Here is a 26,824-nt window from a genome sequence, read left to right on the forward strand (position 1 = left end):
CGAGTACGTCCCTGTAGGCTCCCTTTCGAACGTCCTGTTCTCAAGGGTCCCGGAAGGGCGTCGCGCCCTGAGCCGCTCGGTAGGAGCGGTGGTTCCACCGCGATAACCCGGCGTCAGAACCGGTGCTGGCCGCCGTCAATCTGCTGCTGGATGCCCGCTGTGAGCGGCTGGTAGGTGCGCTCGCCGGGCAGTAACACGTAAACCGGATCGTCCACCTTCGCCAGATCGTAGTGCTCTTCCTTGAGCGTGTTCTTCTGATGTTTGAAGGTGCCGGTGGTTTGCACACCGCCCTGAATCACGCGCAGGAACACCGGCACCGCGAACGGCGGCAGCGCGCGTTGCAGGGCCGCGGTGAACGCCGCCCAGTCCACTTCCTCGTGGGGCCGGTCCAGGCGCAGCTGCGCCATGCCGGCGCGACCGTCGGTGCCGGGAATCTCCACGCCATAGACCACCGACTCCACCACCGGATCGGCGTCGTCCAGAATCTGTTCCACCTCGGTGGTGGACACGTTCTCGCCCTTCCAGCGGAAGGTGTCGCCCAGACGGTCCACGAACTGGGCATGGCGAAAGCCAATGTCGCGCATCATGTCGCCGGTGTTGAACCAGGCGTCGCCTTTCCTGAACACGTCACGGAAAATCGCCTTTTCGGTTTTTTCCGGATCGGTGTAGCCGTCAAACGGAGTCTTGTCGGTGATCTCACCGAGCATCAGCCCGGCCTCGCCCTTGCCCACCCGGACCATGCGGCCGCGCCGGTCGCGCAACGGCCGCTCCGCGTCCTTGTCGTACTTGACGATGGCGTAACCCACCGGCGAAAACCCCACGGTATTGTCGAAGTTGAACACATTGGTGAACGCCACGTTGCTTTCCGAGGCGGTGTAAAACTCGGCGATGCGATCAATGTCGAAGCGGCGCTTGAAGGGCTTCCAGATACCCGGACGCAGGCCGTTACCGACGATGGTGTGCACCGGATTGTCGGGGTCGTCCGGGCGCTCCGGCTGCTCGTGGAGATACCGGCAAAGCTCGCCCACGTACCCGAAGGCGGTACAGTTGTGCTTGCGCACTTCGTGCCAGAAGCGGCTGGCCGAGAAACGCCGGGCCAGCACCAGGCCGCCCCGGGCGGCGATCACCGAGGCCCAGCACACCACCAGCCCGGTGGCGTGATAGAACGGCAGCGTGCAATACAGGCGATCCTGATCGCCGAGCCGCACCGAGGAGTAGCCGAACCCCCCGTAGGCCTTTTCCCAGCGCCCATGATTGAACACCACCGCCTTGGGCAGGCCGGTGGTGCCGGAGGTATAAATATGGAACAGCGGATCCCGCAAAAAAGTGTGATAGGTGCTGGCCGGGTTTTCGTCGGGGCGCTCGCGGATGGCCTCGGCGAGGTTCACATAGCCCTGTGGCGCCTCGCCGGGGTCGGCCAGGGTGTCCTGGTCGGCGAAGAACAGAAAGGGCCCGTCCAGCGTCAGCTGGTCACGCACCGCGTCCACCACCGCCCGTTGTTCGCCACCCAGGATCACGGCTTTCGGCTTTACCAGGTTAATGCTGTGCACCAGCACCTTGCCTTGCTGGGAGGTGTTGAGCAGCGCCGCGCACACACCCAGCTTGGCGCAGGCGATTACCGTGGCCACCAGCTCCGGGCGGTTCTCCAGATTGACCGCCACGGTGTCGCCCTTGGCCAGGCCCAGCGACGCCAGATAATGGGCGATGCGATTGGCCCAACCGTTCAGAGTGCGATAGGTGAAAGCACGCTCATCCTGGATCAGCGCGATGCCGGCGGGGTGCTCGGCGGCGGCGCGTTCGAACGCCACGCCCAGCCCCACGGGTTTCCCGGTGTCGGTGATTTTGCTCATCCGCGACCCCTTGAGCAGCGCGGGCAGATGACCGAGCACGTCGGGCACCCGGGTGAGCAGTTTCGGCAAGGTAATCACATCCGAATGGCGCATTGCTTTCCCCCTTTGTTTTTTGTGTTGTTCTGATTCGCATTGCGGTACCGAAGCCGATTCTATAGCATCGATGTTTATATTTGTACACAACGGAAAACGCGCGCCACGACAACAAAATCAGGACAATAAAAACCAAAAAAAGGAATCGCTCCATGGAGACACGAAACGGGGGTCTTCTCCATCGTTCTTCCCAGGAATGGCTGTCCACCCTGCCGGTATTTCTGCTGTTGCTACTGGTGGTCTTTCTGTCCTCGGGCCAGATTATTCATTCCCAGCTTCTCAAGATCGGGGAATCCACCTGGGACGAGTATTTTCTGCTGCGCACCGCCGGTCTGGTGCCGCCGCCCAGCTGTGAACGGAACCCGGACATCGAGGCGCGCACCGACGAGATCGTGCAACGCCGCCAGGCCCAGGCCAACGACGACCCACTCGCCGACATTCTCGGCGGCGGCGCCGTGGACCGGGACGCGGTGCGCCAGTCGCTGATGGCCGCCCGCGCCAACTGCCGGGCCAAATGGGACCGTTACCAGACCGTCGAGGACAAGGTCACGCCGGGGGTGGTGGCGTTCCGTAACATGGAAGGCGGCGTGGCCACGGTGGTGGCCACCCTGGGCGACTACAAGCGTCTGTTGCTGGCCCTGTTGCTGCTGATCTGCGCCACCACCACCACCTTCCAGCGCCATCACATTTCCCTGCGACCGTCGCGCACCCGCAAGGACCATGTGATCTCCCTGGGCGCCCAGGTGATTTCCAACACCCTGCTGCTGATTTCCGCCATCGCCTACCGGGGGTCGGACCTGCGCGCCGCCAACGCCGGCGTCACCGTGGACACCTTCTACCTGCATTGGGTCTGGATCATCGGCTTCGCGGTGCTGGCGCTGGCGGCGCTCTATCAATTGCTCAAACCGCCCCGCGATCTGGAAACCGGCGGCTCCTGGGGCAAGGCCCTGCTCACCATTCCGCTGTTCAGCTTCATGTGCATCTCGGCGTCGCTGCAGTTCTACGGCCAGGGTTATTTCCACGGCGTCAGCGTCTACATGAACATGATGATGGAACTGTCCACCCTGTTCCTGAACCTGGCGCTGTACATCTGGATCGGCATGATGCTCAAGCAGACCCGTTTGACGCACATCGTGTTCGATCTGATGCGGCCCTGGAACCTGTCGCCGGAACTAATGTGCGTGGTGGTGCTGTCGTTCGCCGCGGTGCTCACCGCCTACACCGGCGCCTCTGGCATTTTCGTGATCGCCGCCGGCGCCACCATCTACCGGGAACTGATCCGGGTGGGCGCCCGCAAGCAGCTGGCGCTGGCCGCCACCGCCATGTCCGGTTCCATGGGCGTGGTGCTGCGGCCCTGCCTGATCGTGGTGGTGATCGCCGCGCTCAACAAGAACGTCACCACCGCCGAGATGTTCTCCGCCGGCGGCAAGGTGTTCGTGCTCAGCCTGCTGGTGTTCTTCCTGTACAGCCAGTTCGCGCGCACCACCCCGGCCCGGGTGGCGCCGTTCGCCAAGGCCCTGCCGGCCAGCCTCAAGCGCGCCGTGCCGCTGATGCCCTACGGCATCGTGGTGGGCGCCGTGGCGCTGTTCTTCAACGACCTGCTGGCCCGCCAGCTGGATGAATTCTCCGCGCCGATCATTCTGCCGGTGATGCTGATCGCCATCCTGTTGTATGAGAAATTCAGCCGCCATGTGGTGCACCTGTTCGCCCTGTTCATGGCCGGCATGCTGATCAGCTCCTACATGGGGATCTGGGAAGGCTATCAGGCGATCAGCGGCGGCACCCTGCCCGCCAACGTCAACGCCACCGAACTGGAGTCGGCGCTGTGGGGCGACCTGTGGCGCAACCTGCTGTTCACCCTGTTCCTGGTGGTGCACTACCTGGTGCCCACCGGCGACCAGGACCCGCACTATGCGCCGGAAAAAGGCATCTCCGAAAAACTGGAAGGCGCCATGCGCTTCGCCACCACCGAAACCACCGGGCACATCGGCGCCCTGCTGCTGCTGATGGCCATGTCCATGGCCGCCTCCGGCATTATCGAGCGCTCCGGGGTGCTGGAGGCACTGCCCAGCGCGTTCGGCTCGGTGTGGATCGCCGCCGCCTTCTTCGTGGTCGCCCTGGTGCTGGTGGGCATGTTCATCGATCCGTTGGGGGCGGTGATTCTGGTCAACGCGGCCATGGCGCCCATGGCCCAGGCCAACGGCATCAGCGCCCTGCACTTCTGGATGATCGCCCTGGTGGCCTTCGAGCTCGGTTACCTGACCCCGCCGGTGGCGCTCAACCATCTGCTGACCCGCCAGGTGGTGGGCGACGACGAAGTGGAAAGCGCGAAGCTCAAGAGCGGCAGTTTCTTCCGCCGTTACGAGAAGTTCCTGTTGCCCATTTCGGTGATGCTCACGGTGCTGTTGATCGTCGCCTTCCTGCCGCTGTTTTCGGACAGCGTGCACGGTTGGGTGTTCCAGAAAATCCAGGCGGGATGAGCGATGACGGGGAATGATTTCACCGTGGATATGAGCTAATCTGCACGGACGTTTCACGCGATACGAGGCCCGTATGAACCGTCCGGAACCTGATCGCGCCCCGTCGCGCGCCACCGAACCGCTGCCGAAAAGCTGGCGGCCGGCCCTGACCCTGCTCGGGGCCCTGCTGGCGGTCACCGCCGCCATCGCGGTGGCCGCCGCGGTGGTGGACCGCCTGATCTACGGATAAGCCCATGCCACACCGGGACGAGCACCGCCAGCATCCCCGCCAGCCCGCTCCCCGAGGGGTCGCTCTGACGCTGCGCCCGGAACACGCCGGCGCCGACCAGGAGGCCCTGCACCTGCTGTGCCGGGATCTGTCCCGCACCGGCCTCGGCGTCAGCTTTCCGCAACCGATTTCCCCGGACACCGATGTGGAGTTGTGGGTCTATCTGCCGGAACAATCCGGCGCGCCCCTGCACCTGTTCGGCACCGTGGCCTGGTGCGCGGCGCCCCTGGGCCAGTGGCGCGCCGGCATTGCCCTGGACCTGGAACGGGGCGACGGCGGCGTCTGGGAGGCCCGTTTCGCCCCCGGTACCCCGCCGTGACCCGCGAGCCGGAGCGCCTGTTCCGGCGCGGCGCCGACTACCAATCCCATCGCCCCGACTACCCCGACAGCCTGTTCGCCACCCTGGCCGAACGGGCGCCGGCCCGCCGCCGGGCTCTGGATCTGGGCTGCGGCAGCGGCCAGGCCTGCCGCGCCCTGGAGGCGCACTTCGACCAGGTACTCGGCATCGACGTCAGCCTTGAGCAGTTGCGCGCGGCGCCGCCCGGGCGCGCCCACTATCTGGCCGCCCGCGCCGATGCCCTGCCCCTGGCCGACGCCAGCCTGGACCTGATCACCGTGGCCCAGGCGCTGCACTGGTTTCCATTACCCGCTTTTTTCCATGAAGCCGGCCGGGTACTGAGCCCGGGCGGAGTCCTGGCCGTCATCAGCTATGGTCTGTGCACGGTGGAGGGGCTGGAAGGGCTGGTGGAAGACTTCCACGACCGTACCCTGCGGCCCTGGTGGCCGGCGGCCCGCTGGCAGGTGGTGGAAGGTTACCGTGGCCTGCCCCTGCCCTGGCCGGAACGGTCCGACCTGGCAACCGCGCCGATCCGGCGGCATTGGGGCTGGCGGGATATGGCCGGTTACCTGGATACCTGGTCGGCGCTGGTCACGGCAAGGGCCGCCGGCGAGGACCCGCTGGCGGCGTTTCTGCCCACCCTGCGGGAACGCTGGGGAGAAGGGAAAAGAACCGTGCGCTGGCCGCTGCGGGTGCGTTGCTGCGCCCGGCCTTGAGGCGTCTTTATCGCCACTGAAGTCGCGATCCGGCGCGGGGTCAGGCCTTGGGAAAATGCTCCGCCAGCAGCCCCGCCAGCCGGTCCAGGCGATGGCGACGCTTGGCCAGGCCGAAGATGTTCATCATGCGCGTGCCCCAGGTCAGCGCCGTGGCCAGGGTGTCGCCGCCGCGCCGGGGAATCACGTGGATGTGCACGTGGGGCACGTGCTGGTTGGCCTCGCGGCCGTCGTTGACCATCACGTTGTGCGCCAACACGTCCAGACCGGCGCGCTTCTGGGCGCGGATGGTGCGCCGCGCCAGCTCGAACAGATGGGCGGTCAGCTCCGGCGACAGATCCTGCAGCAGCGGCTGATGCTCCAGGGGAATCACCAGACAATGGGCCTCGCGCACCGGGAACAGATCCAGCAGCACCATCGCCCGATCATCCCGGTAGACCACGCTGCCGGGCAACTCACCGTCACGGATGCGGCAGAACACGCAGTCGCTCACTCCGCCCCCGCGTACTCGTCGTCATCGTAATCGTCGTAGCGGTCGCCGTACTTGCGCCGCCGGCGCCAGATTTCGGCCAGCGCCACCAGCACCGCCACCACCAGGATCGCCAGCAAGGGGGCGCCGGCGCGCCACGGGCTGGTGTCTTCCTGGAACAGGCCGTCGAACACCACCACCACCCAGGCCGGCGCCAGTTCGCCGTGTTCCGGCGACACCGACCAGGGCGTCAGCAGCAAGGCCGCGCCCACCGCGCGCAGTGGCAAACGAACGGCGCTGGCGAACGGCCGGGTGATGTACCACAGCACGAACAGCACCCCCACACATCCCAGTAAATAGGCGAACCATCCCCACATATAGGCTTTCGTCGTCACGGTTACTCCAGTTGATCGGAGGGCGGCTCAGCCCACCCAGTGCACAATATGCTCTTCCAGGTCGTCCTCGGCCACCCCGCGCTCAGACACCACCCGCCCGGCCACGCTGATGCCCGCCTCGCGCACCGATTCGGGGCAACCGGAAATCAGCGGGTGCCAGGCGTTCAGGGCCTGGCCATGGGCCCGGCGCCGGTAGGCGCAGGTCACCGGCAGCCAATCGAAATGCGCCGCCAGGTCCGGCGTCACGCTCAGGCAGTCGGGAACATGACGATGACGCTCGGCGTACACCGTGCAGCGGCAGGCCTGGTCGTCCAGGTAGGCGCAGGCGACGTTGGTGAAGGCCACCTCGCCGCTGTCCTCGTCCTGCAGTTTAACCAGACAACAGCGTCCACAGCCATCGCAGAGTGCCTCCCATTCGTCGGCGTCCAGTTCCGTCAGCGGCAATTCCCAGAACCGCTCACGCACGGCGCGGACGGTCCGGGTGGCCTTCCGCCAGGTACAGATCCTGGTCCGGCGGCGGCGGCATCTGCAGATAGAAACCCTGCTCGCGAATCTTCGCCATCACCTGGCCCACGTCCGCCCGGTGCAGCGGCCGCGCCGGATCAAGAATCATGTCGGTGACGTGGCGCGGTGGCCCGAATCGCTCCAGCAGCGCCTCGGGCAGATCCTTGAGGCCCTTGGTGCGCTCCACGTACAGGTACATTTCCTGGCGGCGCGGGCTTTTGTAGATCGAACAGAACAGTTTGCCTTTCAGCATTGGAATCTCCGTCGAGTCGGCTCAGAGCCGTTCCAGCAGCGGCCGGGCCACCAGATCATGGCGCCAGCCGGTGAGCGGCTCGGGCAGCCGCGACGGGTCGCGCACCAGCGCCTCCAGCCAGCGGCGGCGCACCAGCACATCGGGCTTCAGGTTCAGCTGCCCGGCGATCTCGCCGACCCGCTCGCGCAGGGCTTTCACCTGCTGCCGCTGGGCCGGCTCCAGCGGCCCGGGCAGCGGCGCCGGCGGCGTGGCCTCGGCGGCCCGCGCCATCAGCGCCAGAATCTCATCGCCGTCACGGCGGATCGCCTTGGGGTGCAGGCCCGCCGCCCGCAGCGCGTCCTCGCCGGGCCGCGGCGCCCGGCTCAGATCCAGCAACGCCGGATCGCGCAGCACGAACCCCTTGGGCAGATCCCGTGCCCGGGCGCGCGCCTCGCGCCACTCCGCCAGGGCCTCCAGCACCGCCAGCTCGCGACCGCGCAGGGCGCCGGCGCCCTTCACCTGGCGCCAGGCGTCGCCGGGCTCGGCGCGCCGCAGGGCGTCCTCGCGCAGCCGCTCGCACTCTTCCCGCCACCAGTCCAGGCGGCCCAGCCGCGCCAGTTCCTCGCGCAGCCCCTCGGCCACCTCGATCAGGTATTTCACGTCGTCCACCGCATAGCGCAGCTGCTCCTCGCTGAGCGGTCGCTTGAGCCAGTCGGTGCGGGTGGCGCCCTTGGGCAGACTCACGCCCAGCCGGTCCTCCACCAGCCGCTGGTAACTCATCTGCATGTCCTCGCCGGTGAGCGCGGCGGCGATCTGGGTGTCCTCCACCCGCGCCGGATAGGCGCCGGTGAAGGTGGCCAGCGCCTCCAGGTCCTCCGAGCAGGCGTGCATCACCAGCACCCGGTCGGCCAGCGCCGGCGCCAGGTCCGCCGCCGCCACCCGGGTGGTATCGATCAGGCGGATGGTGTCGCCATCGTGCACCTGCACCAGCGCCAGCTGGGGGTAATAGGTGCGTTCACGCATGAACTCCGTATCCAGGTACAGGGGCGCGCCGGCGGGCAGGTCGGCGGCCCAGTCGGCGAGGGCGTCGGCGCTCTCGCACCACAGATAACTCATGTCGGTCCCGGGCTTGCCAATGGTCCGGCGCATTATACGGATCGCGGGCGGCGCCTGAAACGGCGCTGGCGCCTTCATAAAAACGGATGCTCATGACACGATAATCGGATAAAATCCGTTTAACCCGACATTTTTTGCCATTCAGCACAACCTGCTTGGAGGCCGCGGCATGTTGGAAAACGAACTCCGGCGACTGGCCCCTCTGCCTCTCGGCCACGGCACCCTGATGACGCTGCTGAGGGCCTACCGGCGACCGAACGACAAGATCGCCGAGTGGCTGAGGCAAGGCGTGTTGATTCAGATCAAAAGAGGCCTGTACGTGGTTGGCCCTGACTGGCGGGAAGGCGCTTTGTCCTTGCCCCTGATCGCCAACCGCTTGTACGGCCCCTCCTGCGTGTCGCTGGATTACGCGCTGTCCTGGCACGGCCTGATTCCGGAGCGGAGTTACGAGCTTACCTCGGTATGTGTTCGCCGCGGACGCGTGTTCGATAACGCGCTCGGCAGGTTCTCCTACCTGACGGTGCCCGCCGGGCTTTTCCCCGTGGGCTTGCGGCAGCACCAGGCCTCGGACCAGGTCACCTTCCTGATCGCCGGACCGGAGAAAGCCCTTTGCGATAAGGTATTGCTGACGCGGAACCTGCCGGCGAGAAGCGTCGCGGCCATGGCCGATTTCCTGTTCGATGATTTGCGACTGGATGAAGCCGCGATCGGCAATATGGATTTGTCGATCGTGGAGGCCTATGTCCGCTCCGGGCACAAGCCCCGTCAGATGAACGCGCTGCTGAAAATATTGCAAACGTGATCCCTTGGAGGCCCCGAGATGACCATTATCGATCAAATGCTCACACGCTATCCGCCGGAAGACGCCGGCCATGCGTTGCGGGAAGTGATGCAGGAGATCGCTCTGGCCGGATTACAGCGCGCGGGTTTTTTCGATAAAGCCGCTTTCTATGGCGGTACCTGCTTGCGGATTTTCCACCACCTGCCGCGATTTTCAGAGGACCTGGATTTCTCTCTCTTGACCCATGATGCGGGCTTTTCCTTCCAGCCTTACTTCAAGGCACTGGAAACGGAATTCGCCGCTTTCGGCTTCGAGGTGGACATCGCCGAGCGTAAGAAGAGCGTGCGATCCGCCGTCGTCTCCGCCTTCCTGAAAAAGAACACCAGCATTTACGATATCGCCGTGAGCGGTCAGAAAACACTGAAGATCAAGTTCGAGGTGGACACGGATCCTCCGGGCGGATTCATCACCGAGGAAAAACTGCTGGTTCAGCCCTATTCTTTTTACGTGAAGTGCTATGCGCTACCGGATTTGTTCGCCGGAAAAATGCACGCGCTGCTATTCCGGCGCTGGAAGAATCGTGTCAAGGGACGCGATTGGTTCGATTTCGAGTGGTACGTACAACGCGGGGTGGCGCTGAATCTGGCCCATCTGGAACAACGGGCGCGGCAAAGTGGCGACTGGCAGGGCCCGGTGCTGACCGGCGGCGCCCTGCACGATCTTCTGGCGGCGCGCATCGAGACGCTGAACGTGGATCTGGCCAGGCAGGATGTGCGCCCGTTTCTGCGGGCACCGTCCTCCCTTGATATCTGGTCACGGGACTATTTTTTCGATCTGGCGAACAGACTGGTGTTTGACGGGCCCACGGGTGTGTAGCTCCCCGGCGATTCTGGTAAGATTCGCGGCCTTCACGTTCACGGAAACCCACAGGACATCCCCATGAGCACCAAACTGGTACTGGTCCGTCACGGCCAAAGCGTCTGGAACAAGGAAAACCGTTTCACCGGCTGGAAAGACGTGGACCTGACCGAACAGGGTCGCGAGGAAGCCCGCCAGGCCGGCGTGCTGCTTCAGGAAGCCGGCTTCGAGTTCGACATGGCGTATACCTCGGTGCTCAAACGCGCCATCCGCACCCTGTGGACCATCCTCGACAACATGGACCAGATGTGGATTCCGGTGATCCGCGACTACCGCCTCAACGAACGGCACTATGGCGCCCTGCAGGGTCTCAACAAGGCGGAAACCGCCGAGAAATACGGCGACGAGCAGGTACTGATTTGGCGCCGCAGCTACGACACCCCGCCGCCGAAGATGGACCGCGATGACGAGCGTTACGCCGGCCGGCTGCGCGTTTACAAGGATCTGAAGGAAGAGCAGGTGCCGCTGTCCGAGAGCCTCAAGGACACGGTGGCGCGCTTTCTGCCCTACTACCAGGCGGAGATCGAGCCCCAGGTGCGCGCCGGCAAGCAGGTGCTGATCTGTGCCCACGGCAACAGCCTGCGCGCTCTGGTGAAGCACCTGAGCGGCATCTCCGACGAGGAAATCGTCAAGCTCAACATTCCCACCGGCATTCCCATGGTCTATGAGCTGGACGACGATCTGAAACCGATCCGCAACTACTATCTGGGCGACGAGGAAGCCGCCGCCAAGGCCGCCGAGGCGGTGGCCAACCAGACCAAGGGCTGAGGCTCAGGGCGAGTCGATACGGTCGAGCGCCTCCACCCGGCGGCGCTCCTGCTCCTCGAACAGGCGCTCACGCAGCGCCTGGACCTGGGCGTCCCGGTCCGCCGGCGCCAGGCCGCTGTCCAGAATCGCCGCGCGCTGTTCCCGATAGGCCTGATAGCGGCGATCCCATTCCTCACGGCGCCGGTCCAGCGCCGCCAGACGGTCCGCCGCCTCGGCGCCCAGTTCCTGCTCGCGCAGCTGATAGATGCGCGCTTCCGAAACGCCCTGCTCCCGCAACGTCGCCACGTCCGCCGCCAGCCGCACCGGCTGCCGTGACGCCGTGATCATGCCGCGCAGATCCTCCGGCAGCGATGCCTCCAGCTCGGCCAGACGGGCCTCTTTCTGCGCCTGGTTCAGGCCCTCATTCTCAAGGATTTCCCGGCGCGCCAGGGCGAAGCGGTCGTAGCGATCACGAAAGCCGAAAAACGCCTCCCGGGCGGTGGCGTCGAACCACCGGGCGCGCAGGGCCTGGCGCTCTTCCAGGCTGCGCCGCAGGGCCGCCGGCTCACGGCCCGGCTCCTCCAGGCCGCGCAACGCCGCCCGATAACCGACGTACTGCTCGAACAGTGCCCAGGCCTGGCGCGCCGCCCGGGGCGGCAGCACCTGGTCCAGGTGGGCCGCCACCCGGGCGCGCAGCACATTGAGGTCCTCTTCACCCAGGGCCGACAAAAAATAATCGAAACGCCAGCGCACGCCCTCGCTCACCACCAGGTCGCCATTGGCGTCGGCGCGCAGTTCGCCGTCCGGCACCGTGCCCCGCCAGGACGCCGGCGTCTCGTCCAATTTGCCGCCCCGGGCCACGTAGGCCTCGAAATCATCGCCCCCTTGCTGCGCCCGCACCGGGGTTTTTGGGGCAGAAGTTGGGGTGACCGTGGGCTGGCCGTTATCACCGGGAAACGGCACCAGCACCCACGCCAACGCCGCCAATACCAGTACAATCAGCAGGCTCGGGATCCATACCCGCATCCGTGTTCTCCTTTTTCGTCGTCCTTGTTGCATAACCACTGATCGGATTACGACTTTTTTATTAGTGAAATCCCGGCAACAGCGGAATTAGTCTGTTTGAACACCCCGCCAACCGCCGGGCGTCCCCCAATAGGACATTGGGCAAAAACACATTTCAACAACAAACATCAGGGAAGCTTATGAAAACGTTTATTCACGCGCTGCTTGGCGCACTGCTTCTGCTGGGGCTGAGTGGCCCCGCCACCGCCGGGTACACCGAGACCCGTTACCCGATCGTGCTGGTGCACGGCCTGTTCGGCTTCGACACCGCCGCCGGCGTCGATTATTGGTACCGCATTCCCGAGGAACTGCGCCAGGGCGGCGCCCAGGTCTACGTGGCCCAGGTCAGCGCCGCCGAGGACACCGTGGTGCGCGGCGAGCAGCTGGCCCGCCAGGTGGAAACCATCCTGGCGAGCAGCGGCGCCGACCGGGTCAACCTGATCGGCCACAGCCACGGCGGCCCCACCATCCGCTACGTGGCCTCGGTGTATCCGCAGTACGTGTCCTCGGTGACCAGCGTCGGCGGCGTCAACTGGGGCGCCCGGCTGGCCGACGTGCTGCAGGGGGTGGTCGATAACGTGCCGTTCTCCGGCGACCTGGTGGGTTACCTGGGCAACGCCCTGGCCGGCCTGATCGATCTGTTCAGCGGCGGCGGCAACGACCAGGACATCCTGGCCGCGCTCAAGGCCCTCACCACCGCCGAAACCGTGGCGTTCAACCAGCAGTATCCGGAAGGCGTGCCGGCGCAATACTGCGGCAACGCCCCGCGCGTGGCCTCCAACGGCATCTCCTATTTCTCCTGGAGCGGCGCCAAGCCCCTCACCAACGGCCTGGACCCGTCCGACGTGCTGCTCGGGGCTACCTCCATCGTGTTTCTCGGCGAGCCCAACGACGGCCTGGTCAGCAGCTGCTCCAGCCACCTGGGCATGGTGATCCGCGACGATTACCGCATGAACCACCTGGACGAGGTCAACCAGGTGCTGGGCCTGCACGACCTGTGGAGCACCGACCCGGTGACCCTCTATCGCCAGCAGGCCAACCGGTTGAAGAACTACAATTTCTGAGTGACCGAAACGCTTTGCGAAGCGGGCGCCAGGGTTTTGTGTCCTGGCGCCACCCGCCTACCATCCATGGAATCACGACATGGATGAAGGACCATAATGATGACAAAACGCGTATCCGCTCTGTTGGCGGCGCTGGCCCTGTCACTGGCCGGCAATGCCGTGGCCCAGGCGCCCATTGAGCGCACTGTTTGCGTGTTCGACATCGCCGGCCAGGCCGGCCCGACCATGGCCGCCATGCAGGACTGGCGCGCCGCCGCCCTGGGTTGGGGCCTGAAGGCCAACCTGCGGGTCTATACCAACGAACAGGTGGCCGCCGAGGACCTCAAAGCCGGCCAGTGTGACGCTTCCCTGATCACCGGCCTGCGCGCCCGCCAGTTCAACAAATACGCCGGCACCCTGGATTCCATCGGCGCCCTGCCCACCATGGAGCACATGAGAGTGGCCCTGCAGGTGCTGGCCCACCCCAGCCGCGCCGACAAGCTCACCGCCAATTCCTATGAAGTGATCGGCATCGCCCCGATCGGCGCCGCCTACCTGTTCGTCAACGATCGGGAAATCAACACCCTGGCCAAGGCCGCCGGCAAGAAAGTGGCGGTGCTGGACTTCGACCCCACCCAGGCCAAGATGGTGGCCGCCGCCGGCGCCACCCCGGTGCCCTCGGACATCACCAACTTCGCCGGCAAGTTCAACAACGGCTCGGTGGACGTGATCGCCGCGCCGCTGGTCGCCTACAACGTGCTGGAACTGTACAAGGGCCTGCAGCCGGACGGCGGCATCATCGACTATCCGCTGCTGCAACTGACCATGCAGGTGGTCGCCAAGGAAGACCGCTTCCCCGCCGAGATCGCCCAGAAATCCCGCGAATACTTCTACCAGAACCTGGACCGCGTGCTCGAGCAGCTCGACCGGGAAGCCGAGGCGGTGGATCAAAAATGGTGGGTGGACATCCCGGACAAGGACAAGCGCGAGTACGAACTGATGATGCAGGACGCCCGCGATCAGTTGCGCAAGGAAGGCTACTACGATCCGGACATGCTCGACCTGCTGCACAAGATCCGCTGCAAGATCGACGGCTCCCGCGCCGAGTGCACCACCAACTGACCCTCAGCCGGCCGGCGCCTCGCGCGCCGGCCGTCGCCAATCCCGCGCCGCCACCAGCAGACAGGGCACCAGCACCAGACTGACCAGGGTGGCGAACAGCACCCCGAACGCCAGCGCCACCGCCATCGGAATCAGAAAGCGCGCCTGCGCGCTGGTCTCCAGCATCAGCGGCGCCACCCCGGCGAAAGTGGTCAGCGAGGTCAGCAGGATCGGCCGCAGCCGCTCGCTGGCGCCGGCCACCACCGCTTCCCGGAACGCCACGCCCCGCTCCCGCAGGCCATTGATGCCATCAATCAGCACCAGATTGTCGTTCACCACCACGCCACTGACCGCGATCACCCCCACCAGGGACCACAGCGTCAGGCTGTAGCCCAGCAGGAAGTGCCCCAGGAAAGCGCCCACCATGCCAAACGGAATCGCCATCATCACCAGCAGCGGCTGCCCATAGCCGCCGAACAGGACGGTGAGCAGAAAGAAGATCGCGCCCAGGGCCAGCAGATAGCCCAGCGACAGTCGTCCGAGAAAGCGCTGGATGGCCGCCGGCTTGCCGGCCACATCCCAGTCCGCCTCGGCGTCCGCCGCCGTCATCGGATCCAGCACCGAGCTCCGCAGCGCGGCCATCACCCGCGCCGGCGAGGTGACTTTTTCGTCCACGTAGGCACTCACCGTGGCGCTGCGCCGGGTGTCGTAATGGCTGATGGTGGCCGGCGACGGATGGCGCCGGACCTCCGCCACCGCGCCCAGCACGGTGCGACCCCCGTCCGGCAAGCGCACCGGCAATTGCCGAACGTCCTCCAGGCGCCCGCTGTCCGCCTCGGCCAGGCGCACCATCACCGGTACCTCCCTGTCCTCCTCGAACCAATGGTCCACGCGCACGCCGTGAAAGGCGTGGCGCACCTGGGCACCGAGCCGCTCGGTGTCGAGCCCGGCCAGCCGCCCCTCCTCGCGCAGGTCGATCTCCACCACGGTGCGGCGCGCCCGGGTGCCGTTGGCCACTTCGTGGACCCCTTCCATGCGCTCCAACCGCTGCGCCAGCTGCTCGCTGAGCACCTGCAACCGATCCAGGTCCGGATGGAACACGTTGATATGAATGTCCGGCTTCACGGTCATCAGATTGGCATGGAATTTCACCGACAAGGCATCCGCGACCCCGCCGTGCAGGGTCCGCCAGCGGGCCGCCAGCCGGCGCGGCTGCGGGGTGACGCCCGGCGCCGGCTGGAACGCCAGGCTGACCCGTACCCGATAGCGCGCGCCCGGGTCCGGGGCGTTGGAGACCTTGCGGCGCACGCCCTGCTCGGCGAACACCCGGGTGATGCGCACGCCCTGGTCCGCCAGGTCCTCCGCCAGGCGCGCGGCGGACTCGCGCAAGGCCGTGACCTCGCGGCCCAGGCGCTGCTCCCCGGTGCCCTGGGGAAACACCACCTCCGCCACCACGCGGTCGCCCTGCACCCGGGAAAACAGCACCATGGTCAGCCAGCCGCTGTGCACCAGCGCCACGCAGAACAGAAACAGCCCGACGAAAACCAGGATCACCACATAGCGCCAGCGCAGACAGGCCCGCAACAGCGGCCGCGCGCGCCGGGCCAGCCACGTCTCCAGGCCATCGTTGACGCGCCCGGCCAGCGCCTCGGAGCGGGCCAGCCAGCCCCGCGCCGGTCGCTGCCCGGCCAGATGCGCCGGCAGAATCCACAGCGACTCCACCAGCGACAGCAGCAAAATGGCGATGGCCACCACCGGAATCACCCGCATCAGGGCGCCTTCCGGGCCGGGCAGAAACAACAACGGCGCGAACGCCACCAGGGTGGTGAGCACCGCGAACAGCAGCGGCCTCGCCACCCGCCGGGTGCCGGTCACCGCCGCCTCGGCGCCGCGCAGACCTTCCCGGCGACAGCGGTCCACGCTCTCGCCGACGATCACCGCATCGTCCACCACGATGCCCAGCACCAGCATGAACGCGAACAGCGAAATGGTGTTGAAGGACTCGCCCATCAGCGGCAGCACCGCGCAGGCGCCAAGCATGCAAACCGGAATGCCCAGCGCCACCCAACCGGCCAGCCGCAGGGTGAGGAACACGCCCAGCATCAACGTCAGCAGCACCAGCCCCTGCAGACCGTTGCGCCACAGCAGCCCGGAGCGGTCGCGGAACTGCCGGGCGTCGTCGCGCCACAGCGTCAACGTCACGCCGGCGGGCAGGTCCGCCTGTTCCAGGTAGGCGTTCACCGCCGCCGCCACCGCCAGCACGTTCTGCCCGCCGGTGCGGTAGACGTCCAGCGCCACCGCCGGCTCCCCGTCCAGCCAGGCCGCCAGGGTGTCCCGGGAAAAGCCATCCTCGATGCGCGCCACGTCACCCAGGCGCAGCAGGTCGCCCTCCTGCTCGGCGCCGCGGATCACCAGCCGGCCGTAATCCGCCGCGCTGCGCGGGCGGGCTCCGGTTTCCAGCATCCATTCGCCGCCGCTGACGCGCAACAGGCCGCCCGCCACCCGGCGGGCGCCGTCCCGGGCGGCGGCGGCGATCTCATCCAGAGTCAGGTCGTAGCGATACAGATCATCGCGGTCCACCGACGCCACCATCTCCCGCTCGGGCAGGTTCTCGATGTCCACGCTGGAGACCGCCGGGTCGGCCAGCAAGTCGCGGCGCGCCTGTTGCGCCAGCCGATAAAGATCGCCGCGCGGCACCGCGCCGCTGAGCAGCACCCGGGCCACCCGGTTGCGGACGATCAGCTCGCGCACCCGTGGCCGCTCCGCGCCTTCCGGCAAGGTATCCAGGGCGTCCATGCGGGTGCGGATGCGCTCCAGCACCTGGGCCGTGTCGTAGCCTTCCAGCACGTCCAGCTGCACCGTGCACAAACCTTCGCGGGCCTCGCTGATCAGCTCGGTACCGCCTTCCACGTCGTCCACCGCGTTTTCCAGCGGCGTGCACACCAGCGCTTCCACGGTGTCCGGCGTGGCCTGCGGGTAGCCCACGTAGATACCGATGCGGTCCAACGGCACATTGGGCAGGGTTTCCTGCCGGGTGTGCGGGATCGCCAGCAGCCCGGCGCCGAGCAGCGCCACCATCAACAGGTTGGCCACCGCCGGATTATTGACGAACCAGCCGATGCTGCCCTTCAAGGCGTGCCCTCCCCGGCCCGGGATACCGTGTCGGCGGCTGGCCGGGGCTGGATGCGCATGCCCTCCAGCAGCGGCCGCCCGCCGGCCATCACCACCGGCCGGCGCGGCGCTTCGCTGAGATAGAGGTGGCCGGCATCGCTGTGCAGGATCGTCACCGGCTGGCGCCGCAACCGCTGGTCCGTGTCCACCACCCAGACCGTGTCGTCCCCGGCCCGGGCCGCCGCCGGCAGCACCGCCACGCCGGCCAGCGGCGGCCCGGTCAATTCGGCACGCACGAACACCCCCGGCTCCAGCGGCAGGGGCGCGTCCCGGTTGTCCACCACGGCGATCAGGGAGGCCATGCGATTGCGGTTGATGCCGCCCTCCCGTCGCGCCAGCCGCGCCGGCCAGACGCCGTCGCGCCCGGCGAATCGGCCGGTAAGCGTGACCGTTACCGACGCTAGGCTGGCGCCGTCCCCCGGGTCGATGCCAAGCAGGGCCAGCCAGTCGTCACGCACCGGCAGGCGCACCTCCACCCGGGCCAGGCCCAGCAAGCGACCCAGGGTCCCGCCGGCCTGAACGTGCTGCCCGGTCTCCACGCTGACCGCCTCCAGAACGCCGTCGAAGGGGGCCCGCAGCACCGCCTGCTCGCGCTGGCGGCGGGCCTCGCGCAACCCGGCCTCGGCCGCCGCCAGCCGGCCACGGGCCTCCTCCAGTTGCGGCTCGTGGCGGGCCAGTGGCGTGGCCACGCTGTTGCGACCCTTGGCCACGCTGGCCTGGGCGCGGCTGCGCGCCAGATGCAGGCGCGCCGCCTGAACGTCGTTAAGGCGCCGGGTCACCGCCAGCTCGAAGGGCTCCGGATCCAGGCGCAGCAGCACCTGCCCCCGGGTGACCCGGCCGCCATCGGCCAGGGCGGGGACGGTCTCCACCACCCGCCCGGACACCTCCAGGCTCAGCGGCACCCGCCGGCTGGCACGTGCCCGGCCCTGGCTGAATACCGGAACCACCGTCTCCGCCCGCCGCGCGGCGCGGGTTTCCAGCGCCAGGGGCGCGGCCACCGGCGCCGGCGCCGGCGCCGCCGGCGGCACCGCGTACAACGCGCCCAGGCCGCCGACCGTCAGCAGCACCACCAGCAGCGCCATGACACCGTGCATTTTTTTCTTCATGCGGATCGCTCCAGGCGGTCGCGCCAGGCGGCCAGGCAGGCGCGGGTGGTGTCCGCGCCAGCCCCCAGGGAAGGGTCCAGCTTCAGCGACAGGGTCAGCCGGTCGTTGACGATCATGGCGCCGTTGGACACCGGGTGGTTGGGGCTGCCCGGCCCGCACAGGGTCAGCAGCGCGTCCGGGGGAAAGCCCGCCGCGGCCAGGTCCAGCCGCCATTCGCCCAGGCAGGTGAACGAGCCCAGTTTCGGCGAGCCGGCCAGGAACCGATCGCACAGCCAGTTCACCCCACCCTGGCCGACCCAGCGGCCGACGCGGGCGCCGTGCCAGAAGCGCCAGTGGCGTTGGGCGCGCAACCCGTCGCGGACCCGCCGGTCCAGATCCACCGGCCCATCCTCGGGCCGCGCCGTCACATAAAAGCCGCTGGATAGGTTCTGGTCATCCCGTTCGCCGCGCACCGCACCGCGCATGTTCACCGGATACAGCCAGCGGCCCGCCACCGGCGCGCGCAGCAGGGTATCGGTGACGGCCTGATGAAGCGCGGTCAGCAGCACCGCGTTGAGGGAGAGGGACTGGTCCCGGGCCCGCTGCCGCAGCGCGAAGGTGTGCGCCCGGCTCAGACAGGCACTGGCCACCGTGGCCGGTTCGTCGGAGGCCGGGAAGGCGCGCCAGGGCGGTGCCGGCGGCGTGGCTTCCCGCCGCCCCGGCAAGGCACGCAGCCAGTGCCAGAAAGGCGGCGGCGCCGCCTGCCGGCTCACCGGCATGGGCGGCAGCGGCACCCGCCAGCCTCGCAGCAAATGAAACAGTCCGCCGATGCCATCGTGGTCACGATGCCGCACCGGAAATTCGTGCCGCCGACCGGTAGCCGGTTCGATCACCGCGAAATGTATGGTGTCGTCGATGCCGTGGCGCGCCCGCGCCCGGTACCACATGCCCAGGTAATCGGTCATAGCCTGGCCACGTCCGCGTAGAACAAGCGGTCCGCGTCCAGGTGCGCCCGTGGGTCGCCGTCGTAGCTGACCAGAAAGTGGTCGCTGTACAGGCACTGGCGGCGATAGCCGGCGGCCACGGCGGCCAGCGGATCGTCCAGGAAGAAACCGCAGACCAGGGCGTCGTAGCGGCCATGGAAGTCGGCCACCGCCTGGTCCAGCAGACACTGCAACCAGAAGGGATCGTTGTCCGCCACCGCCACGGTGTGCAGGCTCAAATACGATAGATAGCCACCCGGGGGCGGCAGCCGGAAACCGCCGCGCACCCGGCTGTGCAGGTTGTAGAAAGGCCGCCACCAGCCGCGGCCACCCCGGTAGCCGAGCACCCGCGTTTGCTTGATGGCTTTCTGATCCCAGTAGCCCAGCAGCCCCATCAGGCGCTCGCCACGCCATACGCCCAGGAAGCCGTCGCCGGCCAGCTGCTCCGCCGCGCCCCACGGAAAAAACTGTTTGCGGGCGCCCTCCCGCGCCAGCAAGGCGGACATCTCCAGCTCGTCCCCGCGCCCGGTGCGCCGCACGGTGACGTCCGCCGGCGTGCCGGCGCGCCGGGGGCGGGTATAGATCAGGCTGGTTTCGATGGTGCCGCAGGGGTAATAGACCGGCAGCCCGGCGCGGCCGCTGGCCACCGTGGCCAGAGACGCGCGGTTGTCGCGCAGAATCACGGTGCGCATCCACTCCCCGGGGGTCAGTTGTGCCCGCAAGGTGCGAAACAGACGATGCAGCAGCATTCCGTTGCGGCAATCCGGGGCGATGCGCAGATCGTGGGCGTAGCGCACCGGACGCACGCGGCCGTTCACCCACAGCTGCCGCCAGCCCACGTTGTAGACCGCGTCCACCCGCTCCGGCTCAAGGCGCGGCGACGCCACCCAGACATCCGGCTCCTCGCAGCTGACCCGGGCGCCCTGAAAATAATCCGGGCGGCGTTCGAAATTCAGCGACACGGCGCCCTCCTGCGGGGTGCTTTCCAGCAGCGCCAGGATCGCGCCGTTGTCGTCCTGGCGGGCCGGACGGATGCAGTGGCTCATGACACCGCCTCCCTGCTTACCGCCTCCCGCAGGGCGTCGGGCAAGGCGCCACGCCAGTGCTGCAAGGTCTCGATCTTGATGTTGCCTTCGATCATGCCGCGCCGCCGGCATTGCTCCAGATAGAAGCCGTGCATGCCCGGCCGCGCCACGCAGCGGGCCGGCGCCAGCTGCTGCAGGTTGCGCGCCAGCTGATAGTGGAAGTTCGCGCACAGGGCCTGCTCCAGCGCCGCCGCCACCCGGGCGGCCTCGGCGTCGGTCCGGGATGGCTCGCCGTCCAGCAACAGGATGTAGCCGGGTTTCCCCTGCCCGCTGTCGTCCACCGCCACCACGCTGACCGGCGCCAGCCGTGGCGGCATGTCGGTCTGCTCCAGGGCGCGACGCACCGCCTGCCCGGTGAGCTTTTCGCCGACCAGGTCGGTACTGCCCAGGCGGCCGATAAAGCGCAGCCCCGGCACGGTCCCCAGATGCCCGGTGACCTCCACCAGATCATTGAGCCGGTACCGAAGCAGCCCGGAACCGGTGCTCATCAATGGAATCAGGCGCTGGCCGGTACGCAGCTCCCAGGGCGCGTACACCTGGTCGTCCTCCGGATCGAGAAATTCGTAGACATGGCTGCGGTAGGCCAACAGATGCCGTCGCGCATAGGGAATGGTCACCACGCCCTCGGTGGCCCACAGGCCCTTGCCCTGGAAGCCCGCCTGGGGCAGCCGCTCACGCAACCGCTCTGCCCAGGGCGCGGACGCCGACGTGTCCCAGGCACTGACCAGCGCCAGGCGCGGCCAGAGGCGCTGGAAGAACCCCGGGTCCTGGCCGTCCCAGGCCCGCAGGCGGGCGGCGGCCCAGGACGACCGGGGGCAACGTTGCCCGCCCATCGCCTCGGTCCGTTCGCCCCAGTCGCCGCGCTCCAGCGTCCCGGCCAGTTCCTCGCGCCAGGCCGCCAGGGCATCCAGCAACCCGAGCCCGAAGGTGGGGCTCCACACCGAGATCAGACTCAAACGGGAATCCGCCGCCAGATACGCCAGGGTGGCGAACAGGGAATCGTCGGAGGTGCGCGCCCGCGACACGGACTGCGGCACCGTCTGGGTGGCTCCGGCCAACAGACGTTTGCCCAGCGACATCAGCTGCAGATCGTCGTTGACGTCCTCACGCAGGCTTTCGCGCAATTCCGTGGGAATCCAGGACATGGACCAATAATGGCCGCCCCGTCGCAAACCCGGGTGGCGCCGATAGAGGTCCGCCATCCACGGGCTGATGGCCGCGTCCAGCTCGCCCAGAAAACGTTTGCTGTAGGGAATCCATTTCATCGCGGAGGTGGAACCGCTGGTGGGCTGGTGGCGCACCAGGGGCGAATCGATCAGCCGGCCGTCGCCACCGGCGCGGCCCTGCTCGATGGCCTCACGCCAATCGTCGTAGCCGGTCACCGGCAGCCGGTCACGAAACTGTTCCCAGCTCCAGTCGGCGCGCACGCCGCGGCGGCGGCCTTCTTCCGACGCCGCCACCTGGCGCAGCAGGCTGGCCAGCTGCTGACGTTGCACCCGCTCGATAGCGTTCAAGCCGGCGGCAAAACGACGGGCGCCTGGCGCCGCCGCCAGCCGCAGCAATCGATGTCCCGACATGCTCACCCCGCCCGGTCGTAGGCCACCGGACGCGCCGCGGCCATCGTCCCACGCCGCCGCTTGCGCAAAAGATCGAACGGGTAGCGCAACAACAGATGGCTGTCCACCAGACCGATACAGGGCAGCTCCGTCCCTCTTTGCCAGGAGGGATTACACTCCTCGAAGAAGCGGATCTTGGCGTTGCTTCCGCGCATGTCGTCGGTGATGCCGGCCACGTCCTCTTTCAAAAAGGTATAGCCCTCGCCGAAGTCCAGTAACCGGCGTTGCTGACAGAACGACTCGGGAAACAGCGTTCCACAATAATTCTCGACGTGCTCGGCAAGATAATCGAAACGCCCTTCCGGATGGGGATGGTAGGTATAAAAATTATTGGCTAACAGCAAATAGGTTTTATAGCCCTTGGAGATTAACAGCCAGAACAGCGGTCTATGAGGACGCTTCAATTTTTCACGAATCATCTTCATGAAAAACTGCATCTGTAGGACGCGCGTACCCCAATATTCTTTTTCAATGATGGTGTCGCCGCTAAACACACCGGTTACCCGTCTGCCGCCCACTTCCATATCCAATACTTTTAGTGTGGAAAATCCCACGGTGCGGCCGGTAGCACGTTCCTCGATCACAAAAACGCCATTTTTCTCCACCATATCCTTTGAGAAGAGATCGAGGCTGATGTTGTCGTAGTAGCGGTGATAGACGTCGTACATCTTCCGCATCAATTCCACGGAAACCCTTGAAATAGGCACGTATCTGGCCTTCAGCGCCACTTTCTTCTTGCTCGCCATGTGAATACTCCATGTCATCCCACTGACTTCAGGCGAGAAAAATTTTGTCTTTAAAAGCGGTACTTTTTAATAGCAAAACTGGCCAGCTTTTTGTTAAAAGAGGCAACACAAACCGTCGGACGGACGTGAAGAGCAATGCGTCGAGAGCGCACCGATACCGTTTAGAGCCACGACATCACAGTGTTTTCGGGGATGAAAATTATGGACGGGAAGTCCGCTGAGAGTTTGCGCATACCTATGATTTCAGGGCGTTACGGTCGTCGACTGCTGGGCTTTCTGCATCAACAACGCATCGACGCGACCGGTATTCTCGAAGGAGCGGGACTGGACGAACACACCCTGAATCAACCGGATCTTTTTTTATCAATGGAACAAGTGTGCCATATTCTTGGCCGCTGCAAACGGGAACTCGGCGACGAGCGCGCGCCTTTTCAGTTCGGTCAGGGACTGGACCTGCACGGCCATGGTCTGCGTGGCTTCACTCAGAACAGCGGCAACAACCCGCGCTGTCTGGCGGAAATGATCCTGCACTATTTCCGCGTCACCCTGCCGATCATGGGCCTGCAACTGCACTGCGATGGCCGGGTGGCCATGATCCGTCTGGAAGATACCTGGGACTTGGGGGAGTTGCGTGACTTCGTATGCAAGATCTATCTGGGCAGTGTCCATTCACTGACCCGGCCTTTTTCCCTGGCCTGTTCCATCGAGTTCGATTTCCCCAGCGCGCTGCCCGCCCATCAATGGCATCGGACCGCCGGCGGCACACCGGTGCGTTTCAGCGGCGAATACAACCAGGTGGTGGTGCCGCTGGACGCCCTGCGCGGCACCATCGGGGGCGGTGCTCCCACGCCACCCGTCGACGCCGGGACGATGCAGGACAGCGACGAAGTGGTGCGGCGCGCCCGTCGACTGATCACCGAGCAACCGGGACGTGACGCCACCCTGGAGCGGGTGGCCCTCCGTCTCGGCATGAGCTCCCGCAGTCTGCGACGGCATCTTTCCTTGTCGGGCTATACGTTCAGTGACATTCGCAATGAAGTGCGCCTTGGCTTCGCCACCCGTTATCTGACCGAGTCGCGGGTATCGCTGGACACCATCGCGGAGTGGTTGGGTTACAGCGATCAGGCCAGTTTCAGCAAGGCGTATCGCACCTGGACCGGGAAAACCCCGGGCCAGGTGCGGCGTGGGCATCAACGCCGGGACGACTGAGCGCCCGGACGGCTAAAGGCCGAGCCGCTTGGCGATGACTTCGTTCATGATTTCGTAGGTGCCGCCGCCGATGGACAGGATGCGGTTGTCGCGGAACAGCCGCTCCACCACCGTGCCGCGCATGTAGCCGGCGCCGCCGAAGATCTGCACCGCGTCCCAGGTCACCCGGTCGGCGCACTGGGTGGCCTGGTTCTTGGCCATGGACACCTCCAGGACACAGTCCTCGCCGTTGGCGATGCGCGCCGCGGTGCGATAGGTAAACTCCCGGCTCACCGCCACCTGGGTGGCCATCTCCGCCAGCTTGTGGCGGGTCACCTGGAAACCGGCGATGGGACGGCCGAACGCCTGGCGCTCGCGGGCGTAGTTCATGGCTTCTTCCAGCGCCACCTGGGCGGTCATGTTGGCGGTCACCGCCAGCACCAGCCGCTCCATCTGGAAGTTGCTCATGATGCAGTAGAAGCCGCCGTTCTCCGGACCGATCAGATTCTCCGCCGGCACCCGGCAATCCTCGAAGAACAGTTCCGCGGTGTCCGACGCCCACCAACCCATCTTCTTGAGCTTGCGGCCCACCGTGAAGCCCGGCGTGTCCTTCTCCACCAGCAGCAGGGAAATACCGCCGAACCCCGGATCGCCGGTGCGCACCGCCACGGTGTAGAAATCCGCGCGCACGCCGCTGGTGATAAAGGTCTTCGAGCCGTTCACCACGAAGTGATCGCCATCACGCACCGCCCGGGTGCGCAGATTGGCCACGTCGGACCCGCCACCGGGCTCGGTGATCGCCAGGGCGGAAATCTTCTCGCCGGCCAGCACCGGCGGCACCACCCGCGCCTGCAAAGCCTGGGAGCCCCACTTCCACACCGGCGGCAGCCCGATGTCCAGGGAACCCAGACTGGCCCCCACGCCACCGGAAGTGCAGCGCACCATCTCCTCACAGGCCGCCACCTTCATGAACACGTCCTCGCCGCTGCCGCCCCACTGCTCCGGCGCGCCAATACCGAGAATGCCCGCCTGCGCGGCCTTCCCGTACAGCTCCCGGGGAAACTCCCCCGCCTCCTCCCACTCATCCACGAACGGCAGAATCTCCCGCTCGACGAACTTGCGCACCGTCTCGCGCACCATCCCGTGGGTCTCATTGAAATACGACAACTCCGCCACGCCACCTCCTCAACTAAACCAAGCGCTTGCTTGGTCCGATACTACCACACCCCCCGCCCCGGGGTCAGACCCCGATTACTCCTTGATTTAAGGGAAGTTTCTTGGCTGAGAGGCGCATCAGGAGCGCTTAGACCGCTTTTTTGCCGGGAAAAAATGCCGTCTAAGGCTCGGCCGCGAATGGCTAAAGCTCGTTTTTCACCGCTGAAAATACCGCTCTAAGCCCGAAAACCACCCTCCCTACAAGAAAAAATTCTTGCAAATCAGGTGGTTATCGGGGTCTGACCCCAGGTCAGCCGGCGGTTTGGATGGCGTGGTGGATGGCGGTTTCGAAGCGTTGGCGGATGCGGGCCAGGGTGGCGTCGTCGCGGGCTTCGTAGCGGGTGACCAGTTTCGGGGAGGTGTTGGAGGCGCGGCACAGGCCCCAGCCGTCGGCGTAGTCCATGCGGATGCCGTCGATGACACAGCGTTCGCCGTCGCCCAGGTCGGCGTTTTCCTGCAGGTATTCGATGATCCGGAACTTGTTTTCCTCGGTGACCGGGATCTGGATTTCCGGGGTCGAGTGCAGTTTCGGGAAGCGGTCGAAGAACGCCATGGCGTCGCCGTCGAAGCGGCTCAGGATCACCAGCAGGCGGGCCGCCGCCAGGGTGGCGTCGTCAAAGCCGTACCAGTCCTCGGCGAAGAAGATGTGGCCGCTCATTTCGCCGGCCAGCAGCGCGCCGGTTTCCTTCATGCGCGCCTTGATCAGCGAGTGGCCGGTGCGCCACATTTCCGGTTCGCCGCCGGCCCGCCGGACCACGTCGAACAGCTCACCGGTGCATTTGACGTCGAAGATCACCTTGGCGCCGGGCACCCGGCCGGCCAGGTCCTCCGCCAGGGCCATCAGCAGAATGTCCGGATACACCACCTGACCGTCGGGCAGCACCACGCCCAGCCGGTCGCCGTCGCCGTCAAAGGCCAGACCCAGGTCCGCGCCCTGCTCGCGCACGGCGGCGGTGAGATCCTTCAGGGTCTCGATATCACCCGGGTCCGGGTGGTGGTTGGGGAAGGTGCCGTCCACGTCCGCGTACAGCGGCGTCACGTCGCAGCCCAGCAGCATCAGCGCCTCCGGCGCGCACACCCCGGCGGCGCCGTTGCCGCAGTCCACCACCACTTTCATGGGGCGGGCCAGCTGGTGGCGACGCTGCACCGCGTTGAGGTAAGCGGGCATCACATCGCGCTGGTCACGGGTGCCCTCGCCGGCGCTGAAGTCCTGTTCGATGATGCGTGTTTTCAGCGCCTGGATGGCGTCGCCGGACAGCGCCGTACCCTGGATCACGATTTTGAAGCCGTTGTAGTCCGGCGGGTTGTGGCTGCCGGTGACCATCACGCCGGAGTCCGCGTCGTGGTAGTGGTGAGTGGCGAAATACAGCACCGGGGTGGGCACCAGCCCCACGTCCACCACATTGCAGCCGCTGGCGCGCAGACCGTCGGACAGGGCGTCGACCAGCACCGGTGACGACAGCCGGCCGTCGCGGCCCACCGCCACGGTGTCGCCGCCCCGGGTGCGCACTTCCGAGCCAATGGCCAGGCCGATCAGCCGCGCCGCCTCGCCGCTCAGGGTGTCCTGATAAATGCCGCGGATGTCGTAGGCGCGGAACAGGGAATCGGAAAGTTCGGTCATGG

General features: G+C 66.5%; 25 protein-coding genes. 10 read left to right on the forward strand and 15 right to left on the reverse strand.

Annotated features, from left to right (window positions below):
* Nucleotides 1-113: 113 nt before the first annotated feature.
* Nucleotides 114-1,943 carry a long-chain-acyl-CoA synthetase gene (locus ACLD0W_RS10735; protein WP_410307484.1) on the reverse strand — a complete coding sequence of 610 codons (1,830 nt, stop codon included), beginning with the start codon at nt 1,941-1,943 and terminating at the stop codon, nt 114-116.
* 152 nt (nt 1,944-2,095) lie between these two features.
* Between ACLD0W_RS10735 and ACLD0W_RS10740 the strand changes: the two genes are divergently transcribed.
* From ACLD0W_RS10740 to ACLD0W_RS10755, 4 genes are all read left to right on the forward strand, one after another.
* Complete coding sequence (locus ACLD0W_RS10740; RefSeq protein ID WP_410307485.1) at nt 2,096-4,423, forward strand: TRAP transporter large permease subunit; 2,328 nt, start codon at nt 2,096-2,098, stop codon at nt 4,421-4,423.
* Nucleotides 4,424-4,496: 73 nt separating this feature from the next.
* Nucleotides 4,497-4,652, forward strand: a complete 156-nt coding sequence (locus ACLD0W_RS10745; protein WP_410307486.1) for a hypothetical protein — start codon at nt 4,497-4,499, stop codon at nt 4,650-4,652.
* 4 nt (nt 4,653-4,656) lie between these two features.
* The gene (locus tag ACLD0W_RS10750; protein ID WP_410307487.1) at nt 4,657-5,010 is read left to right on the forward strand and encodes a PilZ domain-containing protein; all 354 of its coding nucleotides are present in this window, start codon (nt 4,657-4,659) and stop codon (nt 5,008-5,010) included.
* A complete protein-coding gene (locus tag ACLD0W_RS10755) occupies nt 5,007-5,744 on the forward strand; it encodes a class I SAM-dependent methyltransferase (protein WP_410307488.1) in 738 nt (245 codons plus the stop codon). The genes ACLD0W_RS10750 and ACLD0W_RS10755 overlap by 4 nt, the downstream gene beginning before the upstream one ends.
* A 40-nt stretch (nt 5,745-5,784) precedes the next feature.
* Here the strand turns inward: ACLD0W_RS10755 and ACLD0W_RS10760 are convergent, their stop codons facing one another.
* From ACLD0W_RS10760 to rnd, 5 genes are read right to left on the reverse strand one after another with little or no spacing between them, the layout of a single operon-like run.
* The gene (locus tag ACLD0W_RS10760) at nt 5,785-6,234 is read right to left on the reverse strand and encodes an HIT family protein (protein WP_410307489.1); all 450 of its coding nucleotides are present in this window, start codon (nt 6,232-6,234) and stop codon (nt 5,785-5,787) included.
* Nucleotides 6,231-6,605: a hypothetical protein gene (locus ACLD0W_RS10765; protein WP_410307490.1), complete on the reverse strand. Its 375-nt coding sequence runs from the start codon at nt 6,603-6,605 to the stop codon at nt 6,231-6,233. Before ACLD0W_RS10765 ends, ACLD0W_RS10760 begins: the two co-directional genes overlap by 4 nt.
* Before the next feature lie 27 nt (nt 6,606-6,632).
* Entirely contained in the window at nt 6,633-7,070 is a 438-nt protein-coding gene (locus ACLD0W_RS10770) for a YcgN family cysteine cluster protein (RefSeq protein ID WP_410307491.1), read from the reverse strand.
* The gene (locus ACLD0W_RS10775) at nt 7,063-7,362 is read right to left on the reverse strand and encodes a YcgL domain-containing protein (protein ID WP_410307492.1); all 300 of its coding nucleotides are present in this window, start codon (nt 7,360-7,362) and stop codon (nt 7,063-7,065) included. The genes ACLD0W_RS10770 and ACLD0W_RS10775 overlap by 8 nt, the downstream gene beginning before the upstream one ends.
* Before the next feature lie 21 nt (nt 7,363-7,383).
* Nucleotides 7,384-8,457: a ribonuclease D gene (gene rnd / locus ACLD0W_RS10780; RefSeq protein WP_410307493.1), complete on the reverse strand. Its 1,074-nt coding sequence runs from the start codon at nt 8,455-8,457 to the stop codon at nt 7,384-7,386.
* Between the two features lie 169 nt (nt 8,458-8,626).
* On the opposite strand from rnd, the gene ACLD0W_RS10785 reads away from it, so the two are divergent.
* From ACLD0W_RS10785 to gpmA, 3 genes are all read left to right on the forward strand, one after another.
* Complete coding sequence (locus ACLD0W_RS10785) at nt 8,627-9,259, forward strand: hypothetical protein (RefSeq protein WP_410307494.1); 633 nt, start codon at nt 8,627-8,629, stop codon at nt 9,257-9,259.
* A gap of 18 nt (nt 9,260-9,277) precedes the next feature.
* Complete coding sequence (locus tag ACLD0W_RS10790) at nt 9,278-10,114, forward strand: nucleotidyl transferase AbiEii/AbiGii toxin family protein (RefSeq protein ID WP_410307495.1); 837 nt, start codon at nt 9,278-9,280, stop codon at nt 10,112-10,114.
* A 63-nt stretch (nt 10,115-10,177) separates the two neighbouring features.
* Entirely contained in the window at nt 10,178-10,924 is a 747-nt protein-coding gene (gpmA, locus tag ACLD0W_RS10795) for a 2,3-diphosphoglycerate-dependent phosphoglycerate mutase (protein ID WP_410307496.1), read from the forward strand.
* A 3-nt stretch (nt 10,925-10,927) separates the two neighbouring features.
* On the opposite strand, the gene ACLD0W_RS10800 is transcribed toward gpmA, so the two are convergent.
* A complete protein-coding gene (locus ACLD0W_RS10800) occupies nt 10,928-11,929 on the reverse strand; it encodes a lipase secretion chaperone (RefSeq protein ID WP_410307497.1) in 1,002 nt (333 codons plus the stop codon).
* Between the two features lie 179 nt (nt 11,930-12,108).
* On the opposite strand from ACLD0W_RS10800, the gene ACLD0W_RS10805 reads away from it, so the two are divergent.
* Nucleotides 12,109-13,032, forward strand: a complete 924-nt coding sequence (locus tag ACLD0W_RS10805) for a lipase family alpha/beta hydrolase (RefSeq protein WP_410307498.1) — start codon at nt 12,109-12,111, stop codon at nt 13,030-13,032.
* Between the two features lie 99 nt (nt 13,033-13,131).
* A complete protein-coding gene (locus ACLD0W_RS10810) occupies nt 13,132-14,133 on the forward strand; it encodes a putative solute-binding protein (protein WP_410307499.1) in 1,002 nt (333 codons plus the stop codon).
* Between the two features lie 3 nt (nt 14,134-14,136).
* Here the strand turns inward: ACLD0W_RS10810 and ACLD0W_RS10815 are convergent, their stop codons facing one another.
* Genes ACLD0W_RS10815 through ACLD0W_RS10840 form a run of 6 tightly spaced genes read right to left on the reverse strand, consistent with a single transcriptional unit; the run spans nt 14,137 to nt 22,798 of the window.
* Nucleotides 14,137-17,244 carry an efflux RND transporter permease subunit gene (locus ACLD0W_RS10815; RefSeq protein WP_410307500.1) on the reverse strand — a complete coding sequence of 1,036 codons (3,108 nt, stop codon included), beginning with the start codon at nt 17,242-17,244 and terminating at the stop codon, nt 14,137-14,139.
* The gene (locus ACLD0W_RS10820; protein WP_410307501.1) at nt 17,241-18,389 is read right to left on the reverse strand and encodes an efflux RND transporter periplasmic adaptor subunit; all 1,149 of its coding nucleotides are present in this window, start codon (nt 18,387-18,389) and stop codon (nt 17,241-17,243) included. Before ACLD0W_RS10820 ends, ACLD0W_RS10815 begins: the two co-directional genes overlap by 4 nt.
* Nucleotides 18,386-19,333 carry a hypothetical protein gene (locus ACLD0W_RS10825; RefSeq protein WP_410307502.1) on the reverse strand — a complete coding sequence of 316 codons (948 nt, stop codon included), beginning with the start codon at nt 19,331-19,333 and terminating at the stop codon, nt 18,386-18,388. Before ACLD0W_RS10825 ends, ACLD0W_RS10820 begins: the two co-directional genes overlap by 4 nt.
* On the reverse strand, nt 19,330-20,397 hold the full coding sequence (locus ACLD0W_RS10830) for a hypothetical protein (protein ID WP_410307503.1): 1,068 nt from the start codon (nt 20,395-20,397) through the stop codon (nt 19,330-19,332). Before ACLD0W_RS10830 ends, ACLD0W_RS10825 begins: the two co-directional genes overlap by 4 nt.
* Entirely contained in the window at nt 20,394-22,013 is a 1,620-nt protein-coding gene (locus ACLD0W_RS10835) for a GH3 auxin-responsive promoter family protein (RefSeq protein WP_410307504.1), read from the reverse strand. The genes ACLD0W_RS10830 and ACLD0W_RS10835 overlap by 4 nt, the downstream gene beginning before the upstream one ends.
* A gap of 2 nt (nt 22,014-22,015) precedes the next feature.
* Entirely contained in the window at nt 22,016-22,798 is a 783-nt protein-coding gene (locus ACLD0W_RS10840) for a hypothetical protein (protein WP_410307505.1), read from the reverse strand.
* A gap of 237 nt (nt 22,799-23,035) precedes the next feature.
* Between ACLD0W_RS10840 and ACLD0W_RS10845 the strand changes: the two genes are divergently transcribed.
* Nucleotides 23,036-24,007: a helix-turn-helix domain-containing protein gene (locus ACLD0W_RS10845; RefSeq protein ID WP_410307506.1), complete on the forward strand. Its 972-nt coding sequence runs from the start codon at nt 23,036-23,038 to the stop codon at nt 24,005-24,007.
* Nucleotides 24,008-24,019: 12 nt separating this feature from the next.
* Here ACLD0W_RS10845 and ACLD0W_RS10850 read toward each other — a convergent pair whose 3' ends face one another.
* Together ACLD0W_RS10850 and ACLD0W_RS10855 are read right to left on the reverse strand one after the other, a co-directional pair.
* Nucleotides 24,020-25,162 (reverse strand): acyl-CoA dehydrogenase family protein, encoded by a 1,143-nt coding sequence (locus ACLD0W_RS10850; RefSeq protein WP_410307507.1) that lies wholly within the window; start codon nt 25,160-25,162, stop codon nt 24,020-24,022.
* 289 nt (nt 25,163-25,451) lie between these two features.
* On the reverse strand, nt 25,452-26,822 hold the full coding sequence (locus ACLD0W_RS10855) for a phosphomannomutase/phosphoglucomutase (protein ID WP_410307508.1): 1,371 nt from the start codon (nt 26,820-26,822) through the stop codon (nt 25,452-25,454).
* Nucleotides 26,823-26,824 lie beyond the last annotated feature (2 nt).

Source organism: Alloalcanivorax sp. C16-1, from assembly GCF_046507805.1.
Taxonomy (GTDB): domain Bacteria; phylum Pseudomonadota; class Gammaproteobacteria; order Pseudomonadales; family Alcanivoracaceae; genus Alloalcanivorax.